24 protein-coding genes are annotated in these 25,344 nt (G+C 59.1%); 10 read left to right on the top strand and 14 right to left on the bottom strand.

All coding sequences use genetic code 11. The features are described from left to right. Positions 1-704: 704 nt before the first annotated feature. Entirely contained in the window at positions 705-926 is a 222-nt protein-coding gene (locus tag ACJ8HN_RS00530) for a hypothetical protein (protein WP_004936288.1), read from the bottom strand. A gap of 1 nt (position 927) precedes the next feature. Next, complete coding sequence (locus ACJ8HN_RS00525) at positions 928-1,899, bottom strand: hypothetical protein (protein ID WP_060443010.1); 972 nt, start codon at positions 1,897-1,899, stop codon at positions 928-930. 227 nt (positions 1,900-2,126) lie between these two features. Here ACJ8HN_RS00525 and ACJ8HN_RS00520 point away from each other — a divergent pair, with 227 nt between their 5' ends. From ACJ8HN_RS00520 to dsdC, 3 genes are all read left to right on the top strand, one after another. Continuing rightward, complete coding sequence (locus tag ACJ8HN_RS00520) at positions 2,127-3,623, top strand: helix-turn-helix transcriptional regulator (RefSeq protein WP_103772925.1); 1,497 nt, start codon at positions 2,127-2,129, stop codon at positions 3,621-3,623. A 134-nt stretch (positions 3,624-3,757) separates the two neighbouring features. After that, positions 3,758-4,009: a CsbD family protein gene (locus ACJ8HN_RS00515; protein ID WP_033648096.1), complete on the top strand. Its 252-nt coding sequence runs from the start codon at positions 3,758-3,760 to the stop codon at positions 4,007-4,009. 469 nt (positions 4,010-4,478) lie between these two features. Then, on the top strand, positions 4,479-5,408 hold the full coding sequence (gene dsdC / locus ACJ8HN_RS00510; RefSeq protein WP_039564894.1) for a DNA-binding transcriptional regulator DsdC: 930 nt from the start codon (positions 4,479-4,481) through the stop codon (positions 5,406-5,408). An 11-nt stretch (positions 5,409-5,419) separates the two neighbouring features. On the opposite strand, the gene ACJ8HN_RS00505 is transcribed toward dsdC, so the two are convergent. Beyond that, complete coding sequence (locus tag ACJ8HN_RS00505) at positions 5,420-5,722, bottom strand: hypothetical protein (RefSeq protein ID WP_041036126.1); 303 nt, start codon at positions 5,720-5,722, stop codon at positions 5,420-5,422. Positions 5,723-5,935: 213 nt separating this feature from the next. After that, positions 5,936-6,226, bottom strand: a complete 291-nt coding sequence (locus tag ACJ8HN_RS00500; RefSeq protein WP_015378635.1) for a hypothetical protein — start codon at positions 6,224-6,226, stop codon at positions 5,936-5,938. 397 nt (positions 6,227-6,623) lie between these two features. Here ACJ8HN_RS00500 and ACJ8HN_RS00495 point away from each other — a divergent pair, with 397 nt between their 5' ends. Then, on the top strand, positions 6,624-7,775 hold the full coding sequence (locus ACJ8HN_RS00495; protein ID WP_033635409.1) for a porin: 1,152 nt from the start codon (positions 6,624-6,626) through the stop codon (positions 7,773-7,775). Positions 7,776-7,831: 56 nt separating this feature from the next. On the opposite strand, the gene mltB is transcribed toward ACJ8HN_RS00495, so the two are convergent. Further along, positions 7,832-8,920, bottom strand: coding sequence for a lytic murein transglycosylase B (mltB, locus tag ACJ8HN_RS00490; protein WP_442522929.1), 1,089 nt, complete (start codon positions 8,918-8,920; stop codon positions 7,832-7,834). 279 nt (positions 8,921-9,199) lie between these two features. Between mltB and ACJ8HN_RS00485 the strand changes: the two genes are divergently transcribed. Continuing rightward, complete coding sequence (locus ACJ8HN_RS00485) at positions 9,200-9,655, top strand: DUF805 domain-containing protein (protein ID WP_060430732.1); 456 nt, start codon at positions 9,200-9,202, stop codon at positions 9,653-9,655. Here ACJ8HN_RS00485 and pgaD read toward each other — a convergent pair. From pgaD to pgaA, 4 genes are read right to left on the bottom strand one after another with little or no spacing between them, the layout of a single operon-like run. Further along, positions 9,652-10,092 (bottom strand): poly-beta-1,6-N-acetyl-D-glucosamine biosynthesis protein PgaD, encoded by a 441-nt coding sequence (pgaD, locus tag ACJ8HN_RS00480; RefSeq protein WP_049197208.1) that lies wholly within the window; start codon positions 10,090-10,092, stop codon positions 9,652-9,654. The genes ACJ8HN_RS00485 and pgaD overlap by 4 nt on opposite strands. After that, the gene (gene pgaC / locus ACJ8HN_RS00475) at positions 10,089-11,423 is read right to left on the bottom strand and encodes a poly-beta-1,6-N-acetyl-D-glucosamine synthase (RefSeq protein ID WP_041036130.1); all 1,335 of its coding nucleotides are present in this window, start codon (positions 11,421-11,423) and stop codon (positions 10,089-10,091) included. The genes pgaD and pgaC overlap by 4 nt, the downstream gene beginning before the upstream one ends. After that, positions 11,420-13,426, bottom strand: a complete 2,007-nt coding sequence (gene pgaB, locus ACJ8HN_RS00470; protein WP_033653711.1) for a poly-beta-1,6-N-acetyl-D-glucosamine N-deacetylase PgaB — start codon at positions 13,424-13,426, stop codon at positions 11,420-11,422. The genes pgaC and pgaB overlap by 4 nt, the downstream gene beginning before the upstream one ends. A 10-nt stretch (positions 13,427-13,436) precedes the next feature. Then, positions 13,437-15,893 (bottom strand): poly-beta-1,6 N-acetyl-D-glucosamine export porin PgaA, encoded by a 2,457-nt coding sequence (pgaA, locus tag ACJ8HN_RS00465; protein ID WP_442522928.1) that lies wholly within the window; start codon positions 15,891-15,893, stop codon positions 13,437-13,439. Between the two features lie 581 nt (positions 15,894-16,474). Here pgaA and ACJ8HN_RS00460 point away from each other — a divergent pair. Next, the gene (locus ACJ8HN_RS00460) at positions 16,475-16,912 is read left to right on the top strand and encodes an antitoxin HicB (RefSeq protein WP_060452513.1); all 438 of its coding nucleotides are present in this window, start codon (positions 16,475-16,477) and stop codon (positions 16,910-16,912) included. Between the two features lie 566 nt (positions 16,913-17,478). Here ACJ8HN_RS00460 and ACJ8HN_RS00455 read toward each other — a convergent pair. Then, positions 17,479-18,006 (bottom strand): DUF2778 domain-containing protein, encoded by a 528-nt coding sequence (locus ACJ8HN_RS00455; RefSeq protein ID WP_071998130.1) that lies wholly within the window; start codon positions 18,004-18,006, stop codon positions 17,479-17,481. Positions 18,007-18,404: 398 nt separating this feature from the next. Here ACJ8HN_RS00455 and ypdK point away from each other — a divergent pair, with 398 nt between their 5' ends. After that, a complete protein-coding gene (gene ypdK / locus ACJ8HN_RS00450) occupies positions 18,405-18,479 on the top strand; it encodes a membrane protein YpdK (protein WP_099782600.1) in 75 nt (24 codons plus the stop codon). A gap of 66 nt (positions 18,480-18,545) precedes the next feature. Here the strand turns inward: ypdK and ACJ8HN_RS00445 are convergent, their stop codons facing one another. The 3 genes from ACJ8HN_RS00445 to ACJ8HN_RS00435 all read right to left on the bottom strand — a co-directional run bounded on the left by ACJ8HN_RS00445 (position 18,546) and on the right by ACJ8HN_RS00435 (position 21,069). Beyond that, complete coding sequence (locus ACJ8HN_RS00445; protein WP_033648106.1) at positions 18,546-19,070, bottom strand: cytochrome b; 525 nt, start codon at positions 19,068-19,070, stop codon at positions 18,546-18,548. A 110-nt stretch (positions 19,071-19,180) separates the two neighbouring features. Beyond that, entirely contained in the window at positions 19,181-20,410 is a 1,230-nt protein-coding gene (alaC, locus tag ACJ8HN_RS00440; RefSeq protein ID WP_033648107.1) for an alanine transaminase, read from the bottom strand. A 119-nt stretch (positions 20,411-20,529) separates the two neighbouring features. Next, complete coding sequence (locus ACJ8HN_RS00435) at positions 20,530-21,069, bottom strand: GNAT family N-acetyltransferase (protein WP_033648108.1); 540 nt, start codon at positions 21,067-21,069, stop codon at positions 20,530-20,532. A gap of 168 nt (positions 21,070-21,237) precedes the next feature. Between ACJ8HN_RS00435 and ACJ8HN_RS00430 the strand changes: the two genes are divergently transcribed. The 3 genes from ACJ8HN_RS00430 (at position 21,238) to ACJ8HN_RS00420 (ending at position 25,004) form a co-directional block, all read left to right on the top strand. Next, entirely contained in the window at positions 21,238-22,482 is a 1,245-nt protein-coding gene (locus ACJ8HN_RS00430; protein WP_060451740.1) for a DUF1479 domain-containing protein, read from the top strand. A gap of 99 nt (positions 22,483-22,581) precedes the next feature. Then, on the top strand, positions 22,582-24,273 hold the full coding sequence (locus ACJ8HN_RS00425) for a sensor histidine kinase (protein ID WP_033635418.1): 1,692 nt from the start codon (positions 22,582-22,584) through the stop codon (positions 24,271-24,273). Then, positions 24,270-25,004, top strand: a complete 735-nt coding sequence (locus ACJ8HN_RS00420) for a LytR/AlgR family response regulator transcription factor (RefSeq protein WP_033653705.1) — start codon at positions 24,270-24,272, stop codon at positions 25,002-25,004. The genes ACJ8HN_RS00425 and ACJ8HN_RS00420 overlap by 4 nt, the downstream gene beginning before the upstream one ends. A gap of 4 nt (positions 25,005-25,008) precedes the next feature. Here ACJ8HN_RS00420 and ACJ8HN_RS00415 read toward each other — a convergent pair whose 3' ends face one another. Next, the gene (locus tag ACJ8HN_RS00415; protein WP_442522927.1) at positions 25,009-25,341 is read right to left on the bottom strand and encodes a DUF2502 domain-containing protein; all 333 of its coding nucleotides are present in this window, start codon (positions 25,339-25,341) and stop codon (positions 25,009-25,011) included. Positions 25,342-25,344 lie beyond the last annotated feature (3 nt).

Below are 25,344 nucleotides of genomic sequence, written 5' to 3'. Positions count from 1 at the left end.
CGCGCTCCTTGCTTTTATAAAAATCGTGTCCGTTTCATTAAAATCGTTAACCAACCAAATCAAGTCATTAAGATTAATCCTAAAAAAAATCACCCTGACAACGCCATTTTTACGGCATGGGAAAAGTCATCATATAAATAACTGAAAATGATCATGTTATATAAATACGCTTGCGAAAAACACGTGAATAAAAAATGCGCCACGCAAAATGCATCCATTAAAGATGCATTTGCCACGCCAGGGCAAATCACACTTTATGTTAATTGTTTTATCTTAAAGTGTTTTTTTGCATCCCAATTGCATGACCAAATAGGAATTTCATCATTGCAAATTAAAATGCATTTTATAATCAGGCTGACTGATAAAGCTTATTGAGGCTAATAAATAAAAGCATGAGCAGCGTTTGAAAAGAAGATAGGGACAGGCATATTTTCTGAACATCGGGCCAGAAAATCACAGATCGTAATAGGCAGCTTCTTTTATCTTTTTTCCTGCGCTGAGAAGAACCGATGTTTTAACACATCTTGCTAGATGCCCTATTTTACCCTCCACGCCAATTGGGGCGCTACTTTGCCCACCGTGAACCGCCGGCCCTCCAACGTAAAAGCCTCATGCCGACTCGCACCGTGCGTTGTTGCCAGAATAGCCTGATTGCCCAGTAAAAAGCCCAGCCTATAAGGCCGGGCCTTTCATTAACGGCCTGATTAATCAGCCAGGTTGTCGATCTCTGCGGATCTGTGCTTGCGCAACAGATACAGCAGCAAAGATACCCGCCGCTCGGTGCGTTCCGGGGTATCCGGCGGCAGGTTGTAGCGCAGGGTGTAGCGCTCGTTATTCTCGTTGCAAAAATCGATGACGAGCACGGGAGCAGAGGCCCCCGCTACTTTTCGATAATTCAGCGAGATGCACGACAGGTTTTTTTTCATCTCAACTTACCGCGACAGTGCGGCGGGTTGATTCGGCAATCCGCCCCACGCCGGCGCTCAGCGCAGCGCCCAACAGCAGCATCAACAGCGAACCCCAAGCGGCGCGCGACAGCTGTTTGGCCGCTTCGTCGGCCGCTTCACGCGCTTTCTGCTCGGCCTCGGCCTTGAGTTTTTCCACTTTCTGCACCGCCTGCTGGTAAGCCTGAGCATAGTTATCGACGATTTGGCTCGCTTCATCGCGGCTTTTGCCGGTGCGCGCCGCAACGATATTCACCAGCGCATCCTTGTCGGCGGCGCTCAACGTCGGCTCACCGGACTGCTTGATACGGTCGAACCACTGCTTGAGCTCGGAGGCGGCCTGCGCCGGATCGGCAGCCGCGTCCATGGCCGATTGCTTGCCGTCGGCGGTCGCCCTATCGGCCTTCTGTTCCAACCGAGCCGGATCCAGTTCCGGCTTGCCGGTCTGCTTGAGCGTGGCGTTCAACTGGTTTTCCAGGCTTCCCCAGTCAAGGCTGATGCCCTTTTTATCCAGCTGTTGCTTGAGGCCTTCGCCCACGTTTGGCGCCGCCGCCGCCAGGCCGCTGCCCGCCAGCGAAAGCCCTTTGCCCACCGCGCTGCCCGCCAGCCCCACCACGCCACTCGCCAATGAAACCACCAGCCAGGTGGTCAGCAAGGTGGTGATCGCCCAGCTCAGCAGGCCATGCAAGCCGCCGCGGTTCGGTGCGGTGCGGCCGGCGACGAACGCGCCTGCGGCCAGCGACGCCAGCGTTGAAACCAGCAGCCAGATCCCGGTGCCAGTGCCAAAGCCGCTCAGCGGGTTACCCTTTTGCATCATATCCACGGCCTGGGCGCCGATAGCCGTGCCCAGCACGCTGAAGATCAGATAAGTCACCAGCGCCACGGCACTCCCGGCCAATATCGAGCCCCATGACACCTGAAACGCAAAGCGATTTGATTCATAGACAGTGGTCATCGTTGTTCCTTATATTTTCTGGACAAGTGATTGCACGCACGGCGGATAACCGCGCAGACAGATGCAGTCTGCCGCGCGGCGTCGTCGGCCGTCCCGGTTCATTTGCGCCAGAATGACTAGTGCATTCACACCCTGCGAATACGCACGTTATGCACTAAGCTGCTCAGCGAGTAGCGTAACCCGCGGCCCCGGTCAGAGGCCGCTCCCTTCTGTCTAGCGGAGAACACATGAGCCAATCCGTCCTGGCCAGCGAAACCCACCGCGGCCACCTGCAGCAAATCATCTCCGGCTTGTCCGACGGCGTGATCCTGACGGATACCGATCGAACGCTGCTCTGGGCCAACGAGGCCGCGTTGGCCATGCATGGCGTGAGTCATCAGAAAGCCCTGGGGTCCAATGCCGGCGAGTACGCGGCGCGTTTTGCCCTGCGCTATCGCAACAATCATCCGCTGGCTTTGGAACAGTATCCGCTGAACCGGGTTGCCGATGGCGAGACCTTCACCGATGTGGTGGTGGAGGTTCGGCAAGCCGACGATCCGGACAGCTTCTGGGTGCACCGCCTGCGGAGCCTGATTATCACCGATGCGCAGGGGCAACCGGAGCTGCTGGCGCTGATCCTGAGCGACGCGACGGAGTGGGCCAGCGCCGAACAGCGCTTTGAAAAAACCTTCAACGCCAATCCGGCGCCGGCGGTCATTTGTCGGCTAAGCGACCTGCGCTACGTCAAGGTCAATCAGGGGTTCCTCGATATGACCGGTTACCAGCGTGAACAGGTCATGGGCCGTTCGGTTTATGAACTCGACGTTTTGGAACAGGCGGAGCACAAAGATCTGGCGATACAGCGCCTGGGGGAAGGCGCCACCATTCCGCAAATGGAGGCTGAGCTGAAACTGCCCGGTGGCGGAAGCAAGCTGGTGGTGGTTGCCGGCCAACCGCTGGACATCAATGAAGACGACTGCATGCTGTTCACTTTTACCGATCTCGAACCCCGGCGCCAGGCGGAATCGGCGCTGCGGGAAAGTGAAGAGCGGTTCGCCAAGGCATTTCGCCTGAGCCCGGTGCCGACGTTGCTGTGTACCGCGCACGAGCGGCGCGTGCTGGACGTCAACGAAGCCTTTACCCGCACCACCGAGTACGACGCCGAAGCCTTGATCGGCAAGACGATCGATGAGATCCCGTTTATTGACGATCCCGAGGCGAACCGCCGTTTGTTTGCCGCGCTGGAAAAAAGCGGCAACGTCGAAGGGCTGGACATCCGGGTACGCAAGAAAGGGAGTGAGTCGATCGACTGCGTGGCCTCGGCGGATGCCGTCAGCATCCACAATGCGCCCTGCTACCTGCTGGTGCTCATGGACATTACCGAACGCAAACGCTCGGAGCTGGAGCTAGTCAGCGCCATCGAAGAAGTGATGCAGGACGCCTCCTGGTTCAGCCAAACCCTGATTGAAAAACTGGCCAACGTGAAAAGCATCAACCGGCCCGACCAGGCCGGATTGACCGCCAGCGATCTCACGCCGCGCGAGCGCGATGTGCTGGAGTTGATTTGCGAGGGGCTGCCGGACAAGAAAATCGCGGCGCGTCTCAATCTGGCGCTCAACACCATTCGCAACCATGTCGCGACAGTCTATTCCAAGCTTGGCGTTCACAGCCGCAGCGAAGCCATCGTCTGGGCCAGAGAACGCGGGCTGTTTACCGGCGGGCTGGCCGCCAGGAACGGAAAGTAGCCTGCAAATGCACTATCCGCACCGATGCAAACGCCCCTTATAGGCTCAAAGTGAAGTGCATAACATGGAGGTGCAAATGCAGGCTTTCGCCCTGTGCGGAAGCCAAACGGATCGAACCTTAGGAGCGCATCACAATGAACAGCGAAAAAGCCAATGGCATGATGGAAAAAGTGGCGGGCAAGGCGCAGGAAATGGCGGGCGACGTCACCGGAAACCCACGTTTGCAGGCCGAAGGCGCCACGCGCTATGCAGCGGGCGCGCTGCAAGAAAAATACGGCGACGCCCTGAGCTGCGCCGGCAGCATGATGAAGAAAAACCCCCTCGCCGCATTAGCCCTCATTGCCGGCGCTGGCCTGTTGACCGGCCTGCTGCTGCGCCGCCGTTGATACGCGCCGGCGAGCAAACCGCTTTTCCCTGAACGCCGCGCCCGGTTAACGACAACCGGGCGCGGTGCTATCGGCCAACGGGCAATGCCGTGCGGGCATATGGCCTTTTCGATTTATTCATCCGTTACGCCGACAATGATGATTAACGGCTATTCAGCGGCATCGGATTATTATGGCGAAACGGCGATATCCCTCATGGAATAGGCGGCATTCTTTTTCATACCGTCGCACGCCGCCTTTACTCACTGCTTAACGACAGCCATTTTATTTTCCTCGCGTATTCCTGATTTTTATCGTCTTCTCAACCCAAACCCCTCGGCGGTTATTTACGGTCTTGGTGCAATAAATCGGCTTACCCTCAACATCATTAAAACTATCAGGTTAAAATTCGACTCCATTCGTCAACCTGGGTTTATCCTCCTCTCCATTAAATGTTAAGATCGCTGTATTGCGCGCACGGAGAAATAGCATGTTCCCCACTAAAAAACATTCACAGCGGGCCACCCCGCTGACCAGCTATCAATTTTCCCGGCTGCATACTTTCGAATGCGTCGCCCGTCATTTATCTTTTGCGCTGGCGGCGCAAGAATTGTCGATCACCCCCAGCGCCGTAAGCCACCGCATTAATTTGCTCGAAAAGGAGTTGGGTTTTCTGCTATTCCAGCGCTTTCATCGCAGAATTACCCTGACGCCGGAGGGCGAGCGCATGCAATGGGCGCTGGACAGCTCCTTCAACACGCTGAATCAGGAAATTCTGGACATCAAGAATCGCGAGCTGACGGGGACATTGACCCTCTATTCGCACCCGTCTCTGGTGCAATGCCTGCTGCTGCCGCGCATCGGCGATTTTATCGCCCAGCACCCCACCATTCACCTCAACATTCTGACCGGGCAGGAGATCATCAACCTGGCCAACCGCGGCGTGGATTTGGCGATGTACTTCGGCAAACTGCCCTCGGGGCGGCATCTGGACGAGGCCTTTATGCAGGAATCGATGGTGCCGATCTGTACGCCGCAGTACGCCGCCGCACATAGCCTGTACGATGCGCCGGAAAATTTGGCCCACTGCACGCTGCTGCACGATCGCTACAACTCCGGCGAAGACGAGTGGCAAACCTGGTCGCAACACTTTGCGCTGGGGCTGGATACCGACAGCAAAAGCATGGAGTTCGACCGTTCCGATCTCGCGGTGCTGGCCGCCACGCGGCACCTTGGCGTCGCCATGGGGCGGCTCAATCTGGTGCAGGACTGGATCAAAAGCGGCGAGCTGATCATTCCGTTCACCGACATGACCGTGCCCTGCGAGCACTGCTATTTTACCTCGACCATCTCCGAGCGGCAGTGGCCGAAAATCCTCGCGTTTAAGCAGTGGATCATGAAAATCGCCCCTCTGGTCTGATGGCCGGAGGGCTAGCGCATTATTTTAGGGGAATAAGAAAAATTCAGCGCGCAGGCGTAGAGCCGGCCGGCCTTTGAATAAGAGATATATTTGCGGTTTTTATCCCAGGCCAGCAGGGAGTTATTGGCAAAATAATAAACCTCCAATTGCATCCCATTAGCCAACCTCGACCAGCCTCGGCTTCGTATCACGGTAAAATCACCGTTATCGCCGAGCGTAATCAGCGGCACGCCCCAGGCATAGCGGGATATTTGCAGCTGAATAATGAATTGGCTTTCGCAGCTTATTTGGTAGTTCTGTACATCAACATCCATAATTTATATTTTTGGTGCCACCCTTCGATAAAAATAAATAAGATAAGAACAACTCACCACGCTTAACACCAGCGCGATCAGCAAACAGGCGCACAGCGTGGCGCGATCCCAGGTGAAGCGCTGGCCGCGGCGGCAGCCCTGCCGTCGATTCCGATTCTCGCATTCATAATAGGGTTCTCGCCGCCGCGAGAATAATAACAGGCTACCGTCGCGTTATTCTTTGTACACCACGATTTCCTGATAAAGCTTAATCACCTCACCATCGCTGTCGACGGAGTCGGTATATTCGGTTTGCTGCGCCAAATGAATCACCTTCCATCCTTTGCGTGCTAATTCGGGGATCGTCAGGCGCCCCACGCCGCGGCAGGAAAACAGGGTATCGTCAGACAACCTGAGCTTGCTAACCTCTGCATAATCATAGGCTTGAGAATGGCAAACGTGCGACTCCGCCGCCATCGCCGGCAGTGAAAACAGCCCCACTAACAACATTAACAGGTTTCTCATGGCGACCTCCCAATCGCTTATTCATGCCGGCCGATTACGCAGACAAAGGCAGACGTTAATACGCCGGCGAAAGGCTCGAATTAATTCTCTCTTGCACGGCTGAAATTACAGGCTGGCGCCGGTGACTGACAAATGAAAAATATAAACCTTGGCGTTAGATGAATTCATCCGAATCGCCAGACATGCGCAACGGCCCTTTTCACCGCACGAAATGGTTAAAAACCGGTCGATAATTAGCAAGAAAAGTAATTATTTATGTCACTGTTTATGTTACAAATGCCGCCCGCCGCTAACACACCAAAAAAAACCGTCAAAATGCGTGAAAACGCAGCGTTCTGCGCAAAACATCGGCATGGCGGCGCTGATGGGGCGGTCATACATAAAACAGGGATAACACATGGCAATCAAATTGCGCGTATTGACTCAAGCGGTGGCGCTGGGTCTGGCGATCGGCAGCGCGTCGTTCGCGGCTCAGGCGGAAATCACCCTGCTGAAGCAGGATCCGCAGGCCGGCGATCCGCTCAGCCGCCTGAACTTCACCGTTGGCGGCAGCATCCGTCCACAGTTCAACAACATGACGGGCGACGGCGACAAAGGCTCCTACAAGCGTAACGGCTTCGACGGCGGCACCCGCTTCCGTTTCGCGGCGGACTACTACCTGTTCGACGATATCAGCTGGATCAGCTACTACGAACTGGGCGTGAACATTCCGGCGCTGTTCGACTGGGATCACCACTATGCCGACGGCGCGAGAAACACCAGCCGCCGCATGCTGTACACCGGCCTGAAAAGCAACACCTGGGGCCAGATGACCTTCGGCCAGCAGAACAGCGTTTACTATGACGTGGTGGGCGCCAAGACCGATATCTGGGACTACGACATGCTGGCCCAGGCGCCGGGCAACGGCATCAACGGCGACTACGACGGTTCTTACCGTTCACGCAAGATGCTGAAGTACAAGAACCGCTTCGGCGATGCGGACGTTTATGCCTCGTACCTGTTCAGCGACAGCGACTACCTGCCGGGCAACGGCCTGCGCTATAAGCGCAAAGGCGGCGGCTCACTGGGCGTGGATTACCACATCACGCAGGATCTGACCTGGGGCACCGCCTGGAACTACACCCGCGCCGAAATGCGCAATCCGTCCACCAGCGGCAGCAAGAGCTACGATCAGCACATCGTCGGCACCGCCCTCAGCTGGAAACCGGACAACTGGACGCTGACTTTCGGCGGCGGTTACTACCACGACTTCCTGACCACCAAGAAAACCGACATCAACAATTACTTCGCCGGCGATGCCTGGGGTATCGAATACCTGGCCGGTTATACCGTGCCGGTGGGACAGTACGCGGTGAAATCGGTGATGCCGTACTTTATGGGCGATCGCCTGGAATACATCAGCGGCCGCAACTACCAGCGCATCGACAACGGCCTTGGGGTTACCGTGCAGTTTGACTACGGCTTCCGCGTTGACGTAGAGCACGTGCTGACATCGAGCACCGACAACCTCGGCGATATGACCGTGGTGCGTCTACGCTACGATTTCTGATTGTTCCGCACGTAAAAAAGGCCGCGCAAGCGGCCTTTTTCGTTATTGAAGCAGCGTCAGAAGCCGCCGCGCGCCGAGCGCCCTACCGCTTCGCCCAGCTGCCATACCGCCATGGCGTAGTGGGTGCTGTGGTTATAGCGGGTGATGACGTAGAAGTTCGGCAGGCCGTACCAATACTGGTAGCCGGTGCCGACGTCCAGCCGCAGCAGGCTGGCTTCCTGATTGTCGCCGAGCGAACCCTGCGGGCTTAGGCCGGCTTCCGCCAGCGCGGCGACCGAGTAGCGGGTCTTGAAGCCGTTTTCCAACCCCGGCGCCTGGCCGTTGGCCTGAATCGCGACCGGCTCGCCTTTGGACCAACCGTGCGCCTTGAAGTAATTGGCCACGCTGCCGATGGCATCGACCGGATCCCACAGGTTGATATGACCATCGCCGTTGAAGTCGACCGCATAGCTCTTGAAGGAAGACGGCATGAACTGCCCATAGCCCATCGCGCCGGCGAAGGAGCCGCACAGTTCGAGCGGATCGTCGCCCTCGGTGCGCGACATCAGCAGGAAGGTTTCCAGCTCGCCGGCGAAGTAATCGGCGCGGCGCGGGTAGTTGAAGGCCAGCGTCGCCAGGGCATCGATAATGCGGGTTTTACCCATTACGCGGCCCCAGCGGGTCTCCACGCCGATAATCCCCACGATGATCTCCGGCGGCACGCCGTACACCTGCCAGGCCCGCTGCAGCGCATCCTGATATTGATTCCAGAACACCACGCCGTTTTGCACGTTATCCGGCGTGATGAACTTGTTGCGGTAGCGCAGCCAGGAACCGTTCGGGCCGGTAGGCCCCTGGGTAGACGGTTTCGGCGCCTGCCTGTCCATCAGCCGCAGCACCGAATCCAGGCGCCGAGCCTGCGCCAGCACGTCGTGCAGCTGCTGTCGATCAAAGCCGTGTTCCCGCACCATCTTATCGATAAAGCGTGCGGTATTCGGGTTATTGGCGAAATCTCCACCCAGCGGCGCGCCGCTGTGCGCCGGGCTCAGCAAAAAGCCGCCCTTTACCGGGGTGCCCTGCGGCGTAGCGGTGGTACTGGGTTTCGGCGTGCTGCTACAGGCAGCAAGCAAGGTAATCAGCGGTAAAAGCGCAACCAGGTGACGCATCGGATATCCATATAGCCATGCAAGAGATAAGTGGGAGTTATGTTAATGCATTGTTCAACGCGAACAAACAGGATTATGCCGCCAATTACCGCGCCAGGTAGCCAAACGTGCCAAATTGTGACGTTTTGCACGGTGAAAGGACGCCCGGTGCGGCCGCGCGGAATCTCAACCGCGACTAAATGAGAAAAATTATCACCTTGACGCCCCCTTTTACCCCGATAAAATGCCCGGCTGCTTGCCATCCGGCTATCGCCGCAATGATCACGACAATGGACTGTAATGGAATCTCTCGGACAACTCGCCAAAGATCTTTACCGTGGGCGCATCTCGCGCAAACCCTTTGTTTTCTCGCTGGCGATCTTCGCCATTGGCATCGTGTTGCTGTCGTTTCTGTCGACCTACCTGGATAAAAACCATTTTCGCGCCCATGCGCACGGCGATACCGAGGAATTCGTCTCAGTGCTGCTGTATCTGCTGTGCATTATGGTCTGGGCGCTGTTCTGTTTCGGCCTGGTGGCGTGGTTCATGGCCAAAACCGCGTTCCGGCTCAACGATATCGGCCTGCCCGGCTGGGCGCTGGCCGCAGCGTGCTATGTTTGCTCGGTGCTCAACAACTACTCCCCCGGCCCGGTGGCGCGCTGGCTGCCGCTTTTCAGCCTGGCCGTCATGATCTGCGCTCTGCTGTTGCCGCCGGGCGGGCTGCGCCGCAGGCCGGGCGGCGACGCTGACGATTAACGCAGCTGCACCACCTTGTTCGTGGCCGGTTCGGCCGCCGTCAGCCTGCCGCTGACCTGGCTGATGCCGCCGCCGCTGTTATGGGACACCACGGCGATCGGCAAACGCCGCAGCTGCCGGGTCAGCTCGGGCGTGATATAGCCGATGTGGGTGTTCTGTTGCTGTTTCCGCCAGCGGTCGGCTGCCCTGCGACGGGAGAAATACTGGTTGTATTTGGCCCAGGCGATCAGCGTGACGGCATTGAACAACGCCACAATGATGTACAGCGAGATCACTTCCAGCAGCGACAGGGCGGAGCCCACCCCGTGCTGATCCATCACCGACATCAGGCCGCGGCTGAACAGATAAAGGAAGCCGCACCAGGCGAAAAGCGTCAGCAGGCTGTCTACCACGCGCGGCAACAGGCCGCGTTCGGAATAAATCAGGACGTCCGTCATTCTTTGATCCTCCCAATGCCCCGGTCGGGGCTGATCCAGCGCGCACGCCCGCGCCGAGCTTTCAACATCACTTTGGAAAACGCCACCAGCGTGGTCAGCAGGCTGAGCAGCCAATACACCAGCGGATACCAGATGATCCAGAACAGCGAGCGGCCGAAGCCCTTCTCATAACGCTTCTCCAGCAGCAGGCTGACGGTGAACTGCAGCAGGCACACCACGCCCAGCACCAGGCCGGTAAACGCCGGCGTCAGCAACGAGTGAATGCGGATGCCCTCCGGCAGCGGCACCGCCAGCCCGACCAGGAAAATCAGCACGCTGACCAGGTAAGTGAACGCCCACAACGTGGAGAGGCAATACTCGGCGAACAGCAGCCACATATGCCGGTGCTCCCAGGCCCACAGGTTGCGCAGATTCTTTAAAAACACCTCGGCGCCGCCCTGCGCCCAGCGCAGGCGCTGCTTCCACAGCCCGCGCAGGGTCTCCGGCATCAGGATCCAGCACAGCGCCCGCGGTTCGAAGAAGATAGCCCAGTGCTTGAGCTGCAGTTTCCAGCTGATGTCGATGTCTTCGGTGATCATGTCCTGGCTCCAGTAACCGACATCGGTAAGCGCTTGCTTACGAAACGCGGCCACCACGCCGGAGATGGTGAACAGGCGGCCATAAACGCGCTGCGTGCGCTTGATAAGGCCGATGATCGACGAAAACTCACCGACCTGGATGCGGCCGATCAGCGTGGAGCGCGTGCGGATGCGCGGGTTGCCGGTCACCGCGCCGACGTGCGGATTGGCCAACAGCGGCGCCACCAAATAGGCCGCCGCATCGCGATCCAGCAGCGCATCACCGTCGATGCACACCAGATACTCGCTGCGCGCCGCCGCCGCGCCCGCCTGTAGCGCGATCGCTTTGCCCTGATTTTGCGCCAGATGGATCACCCGCAGCCGGGGGAACTCCAGCGTCAACTGATCCAGCACCTCGGCGGTGTCATCGCTGGAGCCGTCGTTGATGGCGATCACTTCGATATTTTCATAGCGCTGCGCCATCGCCGCCGAAATGGTTTCACGCGCGTTCAACCCTTCGTTGAAACAGGGGATCAGCACGCTGATCGACGGGTTGCCCGGCAGCGCCGGCGCGGGCATGTCCGGGCTCCAGCGCCAGTGGCGCTCGCGGTGCAGCCAGAAATAGATGCCGCCGGCGATCCAGATGCCGGACATGAACAGCGGCCAGAAGAACACAAAGTTGAGCAGCACTTCGCCGGTAAACAGCAGGACGATGCCGAAAGGCACGCTCAACACCAGACACAGGATGAATAAGGCAATTAAACGATCGGTCATGGCAGTGGGAACCAGGCTGAGGACAACACCGGGCGAACGGCATCCAGCTTAGGCCGATCGTCGAGGAAGTTGTCGGGGTAATAACCAAAGCTCTGAGCGCCATTGCGCTGCAGGCGACGCATCCATTCGGCCAGCAGTTGACCGTCATCCAGGCTGATCCGGCGCTCCTTGCGCCAGTCGACGGCCTGCAACTCAAACACCGTTTTATCGAGCGCGCCGGGGTAAGCGGCCACTTTGCCCACCAGTTGATCCAGCCAGCGGCCGCTGTCGGCGCGCGGCACGTTTTCCATCAGCGGCATCGCCATCGGCGCCACCCAGTCGTAGGCCTGCAGGAAATCCGCCAGATTCTGGCCGAACCAGGCTTCGCTGGCGGGATCGAGCACCGGCATCGCATAGATGTTGCGCGCGGTTTGCACCTGCGGGCCGCGGATCGCCCGCACCCGCTCGGTCAGCGACTGGGTAAATTCGATCAGCGCCCGGCTCTTGAAGCGCGTCCAGCGCGCCATCGCCTGCGGATCCTGGCGTATCGCCGCCACCGAATCGGCGAAGCCGGCCTGGCGGTAGGCCGCAGCGGCGTCGGGGCCGGCGTCTTCGAAGTCCGACAGCAGGGCATCGTCGTGGAACAGGATCCCTTTGAAGGTGGCGTGAGCCGCCAGATCCTCGTAGATCTCACCGATGCGCTGGCGCGCCACCGGGCTGAACGGCGACAGGCGGCGGTACTGCTTGTCGTCTACCGACAGCTGCCCGTTTTGCGGATCGAGGCGCTGTACGCGCGGCACGTCAGATCCCAGCTCGAACGCCAACACCGGCATCCAGGCATACACGGCCACGCCGGTGCGCGAAGAGAGCTGCCAGGAGACCCGGTTGAACAGGTCGGCCTTCATCGGCAGCCAGCGGTTGGGGAAATAGAGCTCGCGCACGTTGCCGTCGCCTTTTGGATCGGCGAACGCCTGCAGGAAAACGGTATTGATGCGCAGGTCGTAGATGCGCTGGATCAGCTTGTCGAGGTTTTTGGCCTGCTGCTGCGGATCGGGATCGTAAAGGTAGTCGAGATCGACGTGCGCCACCCGCATGATCTGCCGGTTCTGTATCTGCGTCAGCTGCTGGGCGAAGCTCGTCAGCGACGGGTTGCCGGCCACCAGCATGCGTGGCACGTTCTCAGGCGCGTTGACGTCTGCCAGCCCATTCTCCAGCGTCAGCGCCATGCGGTAACCGTGCTTGCGCGCGATGTCCAGCGCCACGCCGCCGGCCGCGCCGTACGGCCAGACCCAGACGCGCGGCGCCTTGCCGGTGGCGGCGGTGATGCGCTGGGTGATCAACGCCACGTCCTTCTCGATGCGTTGGCGATATTCCGCCTCGCTTTCGTAACGGCCCTGTTTGGCGTCATACAACCGATTGGCAACCGCCGGTTCGGTATTGCCCTGCGGGTTGGCGATGCCGCCGTAATGCGAAGCGTAGGTGTGCGCGCCGATCTCCACCAAGCCGGAGTCCGACACTTCCCGCACCTGCTGCCAGGTGAGGAAGCGATCGCGCGGCGTCATCAGGCCGCCGAAATCGACCGGCTTGTCGGCCGGCGCATCCAGCCAGACGCCGACCGGCGCCAGCACCGCCGGCCAGTTGTAGGCCTTCAGCAGCGGGAAGACCCGGCTGTAGAAGCTGCGGTAGCCATCGTCGAAGGTCAGCAGCACCGCCTTGTTCGGCAACGCCGGGCCGCCGTTTTGCGCCTGCAGGATCTGCTCGACCGACACCGGCTGGTAGCCGTTTTGCTTCAGCCAGGCGAACTGTTCATTGAGCGCGCTGGTGCGCACCGACATGTAGCGCTGGTCCGCCGCGCCGTCTTCCACGTCGTGATACGCCAGCACCGCGTAACGGTTGGCCGGCCACGGGCGTTCCATCGGCCCCACGGGCCGCTCCGCCGGCGGCGTGAAGCGCGGCACGTCCGCCTGGCTGCAGGCGGTGGTCAGCAACGCGGCCAACACGAAAAGCGAAGATCGAATAAGCATGATTATTCCTTTAAAAACGATAATTCAGATCAAACGTCACGCCGATGTTCCGCTCGCGCTTGCCGTCGTAAGGATGCTTCTCAAACTGCAGCATCGCGCCGGCGTCCAGCACCCCGTTCCAGCTGATGCGCTGGCCGTAACCCAGCTGGGTGATCGGCTTGCGCGCATAGTCCCGCTGCCAATAGCTGCCGGCACCGGCCTGGAACTGCTGGCTCCACTCGGTCTGATAATGGCGATACAGGGTGTGATCGAGCGTTAACGACGGCAGCAGCGTGAAGTCGTGCTTCGGGTTGTAATACGGCACGTTCTCCTGGCTGTTGCGGCTGCCGGACAGCGTCAGGTTCATGTCCAGCCGATAACGGGCGCCGGCGAGCAGCCGTTGCCGCCCTTCCACGCCGTATTCCAGCCGGTTGTTGCCGTCCGAGAAGTGCGAAGGCGCCACGCTGGCGCGCAGCTCGCGGCTTTCGTTCTGCTGCCAACGCAGCCACAGGTTGCCGCCGTTGGCGCTGATGCCGTTGGTCAACGCGCGCAGCGGCGTCTCGGCCGACAGGCGCGCCACCGAACCGCCGAGGCGCCATTGATCATTCAGGTCATACCAGGATGAAAGTCGCAGGCCGAGCTCATTGCCGTGGCCGTAGTTGCGGTTGGCCACCTCGGCTTCCAGCCACAGATCGCGCGAGCGCCACTCGGCGCCGGCGCTGAGATCGCGGTTGATGCCCTTGCCCTCGTCGAACTGGCCGGTGTTGAATCCCCAGCCGGTGAACAGCCGCCAGTTGTCGTCGATCGGCGGTGAATAGAGCGCGGCGTGAATGCCGAAATCGTGGCTGCCGCTGACCGGCCCGTCGGAATCGATGCCCTGATTGCCGCTGATGCGCAGTTCAGACATGTGGTGAATGCGGCGCGAACGCTCGAGCTGCTGAACGGCAACGCTTTCCGGCGCGCGTTGGATGACGTCGTCGGCCAGCAAATCCAGCTGCCGCCACTCCTGCAATTCCTGTGCGACATAGCCCTGCTGGATCTCCAACGGCAGGCTGCGCGGCTCCAGCCCTTCCACCTGCTTCAACTCGTCCTCGGCGCGGCGCGGCCAGCCGCGCGCCAAATAAACGCTGGCCAATGAGATGCGCAGCCCCTGATTGCCCGGCGCCGTGCGCGCCAGATGGGTCAGCTGCCGTTCGGCCTCGGCCAGATCGCGTTGATAAACCCGTGACTGCGCCAGCAGCGATTGGCCGACCAGCCAGTCATCGTTGTAGGCCAGCGTCGGCAACTGGTACAGGCGGGTCGCGTAGGGATAGCGCTGGCTGACGCGCTGCGCCAGCAACGCCGCCCGATCGATGCGTTCGTCCTCCGCCTGCGCGTAAAACAGATCGGTTTCGTCTTCGGCGGTCACCGCCTGCGGTGCGGCGGCGTTCAGGCGGCCGAAAATGGCCTGCGCCTTGTCCGGCTGCTGCAGATAGAGGTAGGCGGACGCCGCCCAGCGCTGGGCATAATCCGGCACCGTGCGCCCTTCCGCCTGCAAGGTTTGATACTCGCTCACCACATCGGCCATGCGATAACGCGCCAGCAGCGCGCCCAGGCGATCGATACGCGCCTGCTGGTAGCTGTCCTGCGCCTCCGGCAGCGGCCGCCACTGCGTCAGCAGTTGGTCATAGCGCGCCAGCGCGCGGTCGGCGATGACGAAGCGTTCCTGTTCGCCACGAGCATCGATAAACGACAGCCGCACCAGTTCGGCGGCTTCATCCGCCTGCAGGCGCCGCTGCTGCGCGGGCGGCAATGCCAGCCCCTGGCTTGCACGCAGCGCCGGATCCGCGACCCGGTTCGCCGCCAGCAGCGTCACGTAATAAGCCTGAATGCCGGCGTCGGACGGCGCCAGCGCACGGGCGCGGGTCACGTTTTCCAACGCCGCCCAGCTGCGGCCGGCGGCCTGATCCACATAGGCGCGCGTCAGATACCACGTCGCCGGTTCCAGTAACTTCTCCGCTTTGGCCGCTTCCGTTTGCGCCTGCGCATCCCGCCCGGCATCCGCCAGCGTCATCACGTAGCCACGCTGCAGGCCGCCGTCGGCGGGAGCGAGCTGCAACGCCGCCCGCCACAGGCGCAGCGATGGTTGCCACTGCTTAAGATTGCGGTAGGCGCGGGCCGCCGTCGCCAGGCTGGCGCTATCCCGCTGCAGCGCGGCGCCGTCGGCACGCCAGAGTGCGACCACCTCTTCGTCATGGCCGGCCCAACCGGCCACCTGGATATAATCGGCTCGCTGCTGCAGGCTCAACCCCTCCCGAGCGCGCCGCTGCGATAAATACGCCAACACCGGCGCGGTATCGCCCGATCTGGCCTGACGGATCAGCGCGTCATAGCGCTCATCCGCCAGCGCGGCGGCCGGCAGGGATAAACCGATAAACAGCAATGACGCCGCATATTTGGTGACGTGGCGTTCGGTAAAGCGTAATGAACGCGAGTTAACTTTAGGCACGAGGTATTCCTTTAATCCGTGAGCTGCTGTCCTGGCAGAGCGCAAATGCGAGCAGGCACCCGAAAAGTCGGCTAGAGCCGTCGGGTAATAAGCATGGAGTAATGAATATTTCTGTCTGGCGCACGCTTAAATAGAATCGAATGCGCCTTTGCCTAAAAAGAGTATTTTATAAAGCTGCCGGTGAATACCGCGGCCAGGTGATATCTGCCTGAAACTGGAATTTCACAATTGTTAATAAGTGAAATAATAAAAATTAAACCACCACAAATCAAACACATGAACTTTTATCATGATCAATATTCTTATTTTCACCCTTCCGTGTGAAATTGTATAAAAACCGGCGTGATATTTGATTTTAATTCTCATTATCACCAATCAACAGGGATATTAATCCAAACACCTAATTAAATAATCTGCCTTCATGGAAAAAATAATAAGAATATTGCTCACCAGGAAATTAAATTTGCCTGCTAATAATTATTATTTTCAATTTAAATTCCCCCACGGCTGCGTTCATGCTGGCTATCTCCCGGGCATGCCGTCACAATAGCGCCTCATTCAGGCCTCAATCAGGGATTGCCATGTACAGCCACTACCCCGCCCATTACACCTTCGATCGCGACAGCGATGCCTGGCAGATCGGTTTTCACGACTTCCCCGAGTGGCAATCTGCCTGCTATAAACGCGAAGACATCGAGCTGGAAGCGCAGGAAAGCCTGCTGGCCGCCATCGCCGCCGCGATGGACGAAGGGCTGCCCCTGCCCGCCCCTTCCCCTGTGCAAACCGATGATCTGAGAGTACATCTGCCGACGCTGGTGGCGCTGAAGATCGAGCTGCACAACGCCATGCTGCGCAAAAACACCGGCAAAGCGGCACTGGCGCGCAAGCTGGGATTCAACGGCGGGCAAATGGAGCGGTTGCTGGATATCGGCTACGCCTCGAAGGTTGAGGCGTTGGAGCAGGCGCTGTATCTGCTGGGCTACGAAGTGCGCGTGACAATAAGCGAAGTTTGCCAATAGGTTAGCGGCAGGTAAGCGAAATATTATCCAACGGGGCTAAATTTTCCCCGTTTTGCGCCGATATGATCGCTACCTAATCACTTGTCGCAACAACGAAGGCTAAAAATGGAGTGGAGTCGCCGTCATATTTGGGCCGTTATTCTGCTGTCTTGTCTCGTTTTTTGGGTCATTTTGGCGACCGGCATCAACGCCGTCGCCTGAGCGCCTACCACCGCATTGCAATACCTAACGCTTAACGTCGCCCATGACTGAGTGATATCAGCCATGGGCGATGAAACAAAACCCCGTGCAGGCCTAAAGACCTAATATAAAAATATTATTTAATATCAATCAATTATCAATTAACCCTAAGCCTTCTTTCAATAACACGAATGATTACTGGGCTGACTATAAGCGTAATAACCAAGCAGCCGATAAGTAGCGCTATACCTACAAACCCCTCAATATCGCGTTCACCGAACAAGTTTGCTGCTTTTATCCAAAATGCACGCTCCCCCTGAGTCGAGGGGTCTGAAGGCCTCGCAAGCAAAAATGTCAGTATATAAATGCCAGCCCCTATCAGAAGTTTAATCCCTATTGGGACACGTCTGCTTTCCATTAAGAATGACCTCAATCGTTCCATAAGACATCAGGCCGTTAACTAACCTGACTGGCCGGGTAGAGACTAATGCCTGACGAATAGCTAAAAAGTCAGTCCGATGCTGCAATGTAATACAGCCCAAAGAAATACCTAAAGGGCCTGATGGATGCAAACGGAAATTTCCCCGCTTTACCCCATTGATCCATGTATAGTCGTCGATTTTCCCATCTTCACGATAGAGGGCAAACCACTCATATTTGATAACCGGTGTCGATGTCGGCCACGAATAGAAATCACGAAGATCGGTTCTCAACATTCCTTTCCAGCCGCCCGTTAGCCTGTTGACGATGTGATAACGGCCCTGAGGGATTGGGCCATTGTCAGGAACAGCCACGCAACCGGCTTGGTTACGATATATTCCATTGCCCGAGTAAGCCAGAAAAGTGCCAACACCGTATATGAGTAAAGGGGAGAACTGAGCATTATTAACGATAAACTCTCCATGTAGCGGCATAGGTAAAACTCCTTTTTACCGTTCATTAGTATAAAATTCACACTAACACAAAAATCATCTACCGAAAAAAATACCTGCGGCTATCGTGGGTCAGAAAGTTGGCCTATCCCGACTTAAAAAGCGTTATAAAACAGTCCGCGCTGTGCAAAAAACAGCCAAAAATTGTGATCAAAAACACAGTATTGAAATCAGACCAGTATTGAGAGTACATTAGCGCCGATCCTGTCGCGGTTCGGATTTTACCTCACGGAGCATGAGGCGCGACAACCGGACAACCCGCGCTCGAGGACGTTGTTCTTTCGCTTGGAAGAATCCGCCCGACAAGCAGGTTGCCCATAAAATACTCAGCACAACAATCGGGATCATTGCTGGCGAGGACTCCAGACAGGAGTTGTTCAGTGAAATATTTTTTGATGGGCGTGTCATTCATGCTGGTTGCCTGGGTTGGCACCTTCATGTTGATGGTTGCCTGACAGCAGCCTGACCGGGAACACAGACAAAGGGACGCGCAAGCGTCCCTTTGTCGTTTCGGCTAGCGATCATTTGCCCGGCATCATGCGGCGCAGGGTGTCGTCCTTGCGCAGATAGTGATGATACAGCGCCGCCAGCGCATGCGCGCCAATGATAAAGTAGCCAACGTTTGCCAGCGTCTCATGCACCGTTTTGACCAGCCGGCGCATCACCGGATCCGGCGTCATCCACTGCGGCACCGGCCAGCCCAGCAAAGACCACGATTTGCCGCCGTAGGCCAGGGTTAACATGCCCAGCAGCGGCAACATCAGGAAGACCACGTACAGCAGCCAATGGAAGATCTTGGCGCCCACTTCCTGCCATTCCTCCAGCGGGGGCGTGATCGGCGGCGCAGCGCGGAAAGCGCGCACCGCCAACCGAATCAGCATCAGGGCAAAGACCGATACCCCGAAATTAAAGTGCAGATTTTTGACCACCGGCCCCCACGCCTCCGGCATCGAATCCTTCAGCAACATCGCCGAATAGGTGAGGATCACCAGCAGCAGCGTCAGCCAATGTAAAACGATTTGCGATCGCGCGTAGCGGTTGCTCATACACTCAGTCCAAAAAATAAAACTCAGCGTAGTCGAGCATAATGGGGAAATAATGAAGAAAACCTTGGGACGGAAAAAATAAGGCCGGGCGAACGCCCGGCCTGACAGGATTATTTGGCGCTGCCCGCCTTGCCCGGCTTCAACAGCCCGTCCGCGCGGAACATCGCCTTGATGCCGCGCACCGCCTGGCGGATACGGTCCTGATTCTCGATCAGCGCGAAGCGCACGTGGGTATCGCCGTAGTCGCCGAAGCCGATGCCCGGCGAGACGCAGACCTTGGCTTCCGCCAGCAGGCGTTTGGCGAACTCCAGCGAACCGAGGTGGGCATAAGGCTCGGGAATTTTCGCCCACACGTACATCGACGCCTTCGGATTTTCCACCATCCAGCCGGCCTCATGCAACCCCTTCACCAGCACGTTGCGGCGCTGCCGATACTGCTCGGCGATATCGCGCACGCACTGCTGATCGCCCTCCAGCGCGGCGATGGCCGCCACCTGCAGCGGCGTAAAGGTGCCGTAGTCGTGATAGCTCTTGATGCGCGCCAGCGCGCTGACCAGCTCGGGATTGCCGACCATGAACCCGATGCGCCAGCCGGCCATGTTGTAGCTTTTCGACAGGGTGAAGAACTCCACCGCAATGTCTTTCGCTCCCGGCACCTGCATGATCGACGGCGCTTGCCAGCCGTCATAGACGATATCGGCATAGGCCAGATCGTGGATCACCAGCACGTTGTACTGCTTGGCCAGCGCCACCACCCGCTCGAAGAAATCCAGCTCCACGCACTGCGCGGTCGGGTTGGACGGGAAGCCGAGGATCATCATTTTCGGGCGCGGAATGGTTTCCCGAATGGCGCGCTCCAGCTCACCGAAGAAATCCACGCCGTCCACCAGCGGCACCGAACGCACCTGGGCGCCGGCGATCACCGCGCCGTAAATGTGGATCGGGTAGCTGGGGTTCGGCACCAGCACGGTATCGCCGTGATCGAGGGTCGCCAGCATCAGGTGCGCCAGCCCCTCTTTCGAACCGATAGTGACGATGGCTTCGCTTTCCGGATCGATATCCACCTGATAACGGTCGGCATACCAGCGCGAAATGGCGCGACGCAGGCGCGGAATGCCGCGCGAGGTGGAATAACCGTGGGTGTCGTCGCGCTGGGCGACGGCGCACAGTTTTTCCACGATGTGCGGCGGCGTCGGGCCGTCGGGGTTACCCATGCTGAAGTCGATAATATCCTCGCCGCGACGGCGCGCGGCCATCTTCAGTTCGGCGGTGATGTTGAATACGTAAGGGGGAAGACGTTCAATGCGCGTAAAACGGCGCTGTGGACTGTTATCAGCCATAGGGGATTCCTCGATAGACGTTAGCGCCCGGACCGTCCGAGCGACGCTGGCCAGCGAACTGACCGAATATCGAACATAGCGCAGCGCCGACGAGCTTGTCGATACCCGGCGCGATATTTTTATTTGCCGCCCTGAAACTCCGCCGCCAGCAGCCCGAACAGCCAGTCGTCGCACCACTGCCCCGCCAGACGGTAGTTGTCGCGCAGCGTGCCTTCCAGCTGAAAACCGCACGACTCCAGCAGGCCGCGCGAAGCGAGGTTGCCCGCGGTCACGGTGGCGGTCAGCTTGTGAAAACCGCAGGCGTTCACCGCAAAATCCAGCACCGCCCGCAGCGACTCCTTGCCATAGCCCTTGCCCTGGCCGGCAGGCAAACTCCCGTATCCCACTTCCGCCTGCCGATACGGCACCCACTGCGGGCGAAAGCCGGTAACGCCCACCGCCTCCCCGCTGTGCTTCTCACGCATCACCAGGCACAGCCACTGCTCACCGTGTTTGTCCCAGGCCGGCAGCCGCTCCTCGAACCGGGCGCGGATCTCCGCTTCGCTGCGCGGATCGGAGATGTAACGAATCACCTCGGGATCTTGGTACAGGCGCAAAAACAGCGGCCAATCCTCGGCGGTTATCGACTGTAAGTGCAGACGTTCAGTGACCAGCTTCATAAAATCTCCGAAAAACGAAAAAGAGGAACTTACGAATGAAAGATATCTCTTTATTTTCCCCGATTGATTGCCGATAATCATTCACGTTAAAACCACAAAACCATAACGTCTTGCCCGATTCCCTACAACCGCTCGCCGCAGTCACGCACGCGGCACGAGGAGAACACCATGGCCTCTTTAGTCATCGACGATATTCCGCAGACGATCGTTAACGTCAAGCGCCAGCTGCGCCAGGCATTGCCGAACTACCGCGACGTATTTCTGGCGCTGGAAGAGAACATCCGCGGCCAGGTCGAACAGATCCGGCGCGAGCTGGCCGCCGGCCACAATCCGGTGCCGCAGATCGACGCGGAAGATATCCTACAGCAGCGCGTCAGCGAGCAGCAGATAGCGCTGATCAAACAGCGCGGCGCCTGCGCCATTCGCGGCGTATTTCCCCGCGCCAAGGCCGAGGGCTGGAACCGGGAAATCGGCGACTACCTTGAGCGCAACAACTTCGTCGAGCGGTTGAAAAACGCCGCTGAAGACAACTATTTCGGCAAGCTGGCCGCCAGCAAACCGCAGATTTACGGCATCTATTGGTCGAAACCGCAGGTCGAGGCGCGGCAGGATGCGCGCATGCATGCGGTGCAGGTGTTCCTCAACAGCCTATGGGCCACCGAGAGCAACGGCAAACAGCATTTCGATCCGACCCGCGTCACCACCTATGCCGATCGTACCCGCCGCCGCCCGCCGAACTCCTCGTCGCTGGGTCTGTCGCCGCACGTCGACAGCGGCACCATCGAGCGCTGGCTGGACGAAAACTTCCGCTATGTGTATCGCCACGTTTTCTCCGGCGACTGGCAGCAGTACGATCCCTTCGCCGCCGACGGCCGCACCGAGGTGCGCGAGATAGCCTCGCCGGCGGTCTGTTCGATGTTCCGCACCTTCCAGGGTTGGACGGCGCTGACGCCGCAGCGCACCAATGCCGGCACGCTGAACCTGGTGCCGATCGCCAATGCCATGGCCTATGTGCTGCTGCGCGCGCTGCAGGACGACGTCGCAGACGACGATCTGTGCGATGCGGCGCCGGGCCGCGCGCTGTCGATCTCGGAAAAATGGCATCCCCTTTTATTAAGTGGGATTTCCCCTATTCCCGATCTGGAGCCGGGCGACACGGTATTTTGGCACTGCGACGTGATCCACGCGGTGGAGAACGAGCATAACGGCGAGTTCGACAGCAACGTGATGTACATCGCCGCCGCGCCGGGCTGCGAGAAAAACGACGCCTATCTGCAGCGCCAGCTGCCGAGCTTTATCGACGGCAGAACGCCGCCGGACTTCGCCCCCGACGACTTCGAGGTGGATTTCGACGGCCGCGCCACCGCCGACCTGCTGACGCCGCTGGGTAAAGCGCAGCTCGGCATGGGCTGATCCCCCGCCCGTGGCGCGCGCCACGGGCCCCTTTCGCTGTGGTATACTGCCGCCATCCGTAGGCCGCAGCGAGAACCCGTCGTGCACCCTTTTTTTGAAATGCTGTTGGCGGTGTTTGATCGCGCCGCGCTGATGTTGATCTGTCTGTTTTTCCTGACCCGCACCCGGCTGTTCCGCCAACTGCTGCAAAAAGAAGACCATACGCCGCTCGAGCTCGGCATCGTCACGGCGATCTTCTCGCTGTTCGCGCTGTTCAGCACCTACTCCGGCATCAACGTCGAAGGGTCGCTGGTCAACGTGCGCGTCATCGCCATCATGGCCGGCGGCATCCTGTTCGGCCCCTGGGTGGGCATCGTCACCGGCATCGTCGCCGGGGTGCACCGCTATCTGATCGACATCGGCGGCATCACCTCGGTGCCTTGCCTTATCACCAGCATCATCGCCGGCATCAGCGCCGGCTACATCAACCTCAAGGTGAAAAAAGAGCAGCGCTGGCGCGCCGGCATCGTCGGCGGCATGCTGTGCGAATCCCTCACCATGCTGCTGATCGTGCTGTGGGCCAAGCCGACCGAGCTTGGGTTGGACATCGTGTCGCAGATTGCCCTGCCGATGATCCTCGGCACGGTGTGCATCGGCCTGATCGTGCTGCTGGTGCAGAGCGTCGAGGATGAAAAAGAGGTGATCGCCGCGCGCCAGGCCAAGCTGGCGCTGGATATCGCCCACAAGACGCTGCCCTATTTCCGCAACATCAACAGCGAATCGCTGGCCACCATCTGCGATATCATCCGCCAGGACATCCGCGCCGACGCGGTGGCGATCACCGATACCCACCAGGTGCTGGCCTACGTCGGCGTAGGGCGCGAAGCCTACCCGATCGGCCGCGAAGGGCTGAGCCGCGTCACCCGCGAAAGCATTCGTCACGGCAAAATCATCATCAAGAACAACCTGGAAAACCCGGCCGCGCCGCAGATCCATTCGCAGCTGGTGGTGCCGCTGTGGGAAAAAGGCGAAGTGACCGGCGCGCTGAAAATTTACTACTGCCACGCCCACCAGATCACCAACACGCTGAAGGTAATGGCGGTCGGGCTGTCGCAGATCATCTCCACGCAGATCGAGGTTTCCCGCATCGAGCATCTGCGCCAGATGGCGGACAAAGCCGAAATGCGCGCGCTGCAGAGCAAGATCAACCCGCACTTCCTGTTCAACGCGCTGAACGCCATCTCTTCCTCTATCCGCCTGAATCCGGACACCGCGCGCCAGCTGATCATCAATCTGTCGCGCTACCTGCGCTACAACCTGGAGCTGAACGACGAACTGATCGATATCCGCAAGGAGCTGCATCAGATTCAGGACTATATCGCCATCGAACAGGCGCGCTTCGGCGCCAAGCTGACGGTGATTTACGACATCGACGACGACGTCTCGGTGCGCATTCCCAGCCTGCTGATCCAGCCGCTGGTGGAAAACGCCATCGTGCACGGCATCCAGCCCTGCAAGGGTAAAGGGGTGGTGGTGATCGCGGTGAAAGATCAGGGCGATCGGGTGAAGATTTCGGTGAAGGATACCGGCCACGGCATCAATCAGGAAACCATCGACCGGGTGGCGCGCAACGAGATGCCGGGCCACAATATCGGCCTGCTCAACGTGCACCACCGCGTGTCGCTGCTGTATGGTGAAGGGCTGCATATCCGCCGCCTGGAGCCGGGCACCGAAATCGCGTTCTACATCAGCAAAAACGGCGGCAAGCTGCATCAGGAACCGAGCGCGCCGCCGGTCGGGGAGGCCTCATGAAAGCCATCATCGTGGAAGACGAATTCCTCGCGCAGGAAGAACTCAGCTACCTGATCAAGAAACACAGCAATATCGATATCGTCGCCAGCTTCGAGGACGGCCTCGACGTCCTGAAATACCTGCAAACCCACCAGGTCGACGCCATTTTCCTCGACATCAATATCCCGTCGCTGGACGGCGTGCTGCTGGCGCAAAACATCAGCAAGTTCGCGCATCGCCCGTCGATCGTGTTCATCACCGCCTATAAAGAGCACGCGGTGGAAGCGTTCGAGATCGAGGCGTTCGACTATATCCTCAAGCCCTATCACGAAGCGCGCATCGTCACCATGCTGCAAAAGCTGGAGGCGCTGCACCAGCGCCCCGCCGGTGGGGCGGAACCGGCCAGCGCGCCGAGCCGCGGCAGCCACAGCATCAATCTGATCAAAGACGAGCGGATCATCGTTACCGACATCAACGACATCTACTACGCCGCCGCCGATGAAAAGGTGACGCGGGTCTATACCCGCCGGGAAGAGTTCGTGATGCCGATGAACATCACCGAGTTTTACGGCCGGCTGCCGGAAGCGCATTTCTTCCGCTGCCACCGCTCTTACTGCGTTAACCTGGCCAAGATCCGCGAGATCGTGCCCTGGTTCAACAATACCTACATTCTGCGGCTGAGCGATCTTGAGTTTGAAGTGCCGGTCAGCCGCAGCAAGGTGAAAGAGTTTCGCCAGCTGATGCGCCTGTAAGCGCTTACCAGCGTGGGCCCGGACGGTAGTAATAGCCGGGCGGCGGTGGCGGCGGCATGCGGTAATGCGGCCGGTCTCGCCAGTCGCGCCGCGGCGGCCCGTAGTAAATCACCCGTGGCGGCAGGCCATAATAGTACCCGCGCGGGCGTTCATACCGGTGGTGATCGGCCCACCAGCGCGGATCGCGCCAGCGATAGCCGTCCCAGTAGTGGCCGCGATTATCGCGATCGCCGATATGCAACGACAGGCCCGGCACGTTCACGCCGATGGACACGTCGGCCTGGCTCGCCAGCGGCAGCGCCAGCAGCGCGGCCAGTAACAACAGCGTTTTTTTCATTTC

This window comes from Serratia sp. CY29653, from assembly GCF_052169255.1.
Lineage (GTDB): Bacteria > Pseudomonadota > Gammaproteobacteria > Enterobacterales > Enterobacteriaceae > Serratia > Serratia sarumanii.
This window is presented reverse-complemented; position numbering and strand designations above follow the sequence as displayed.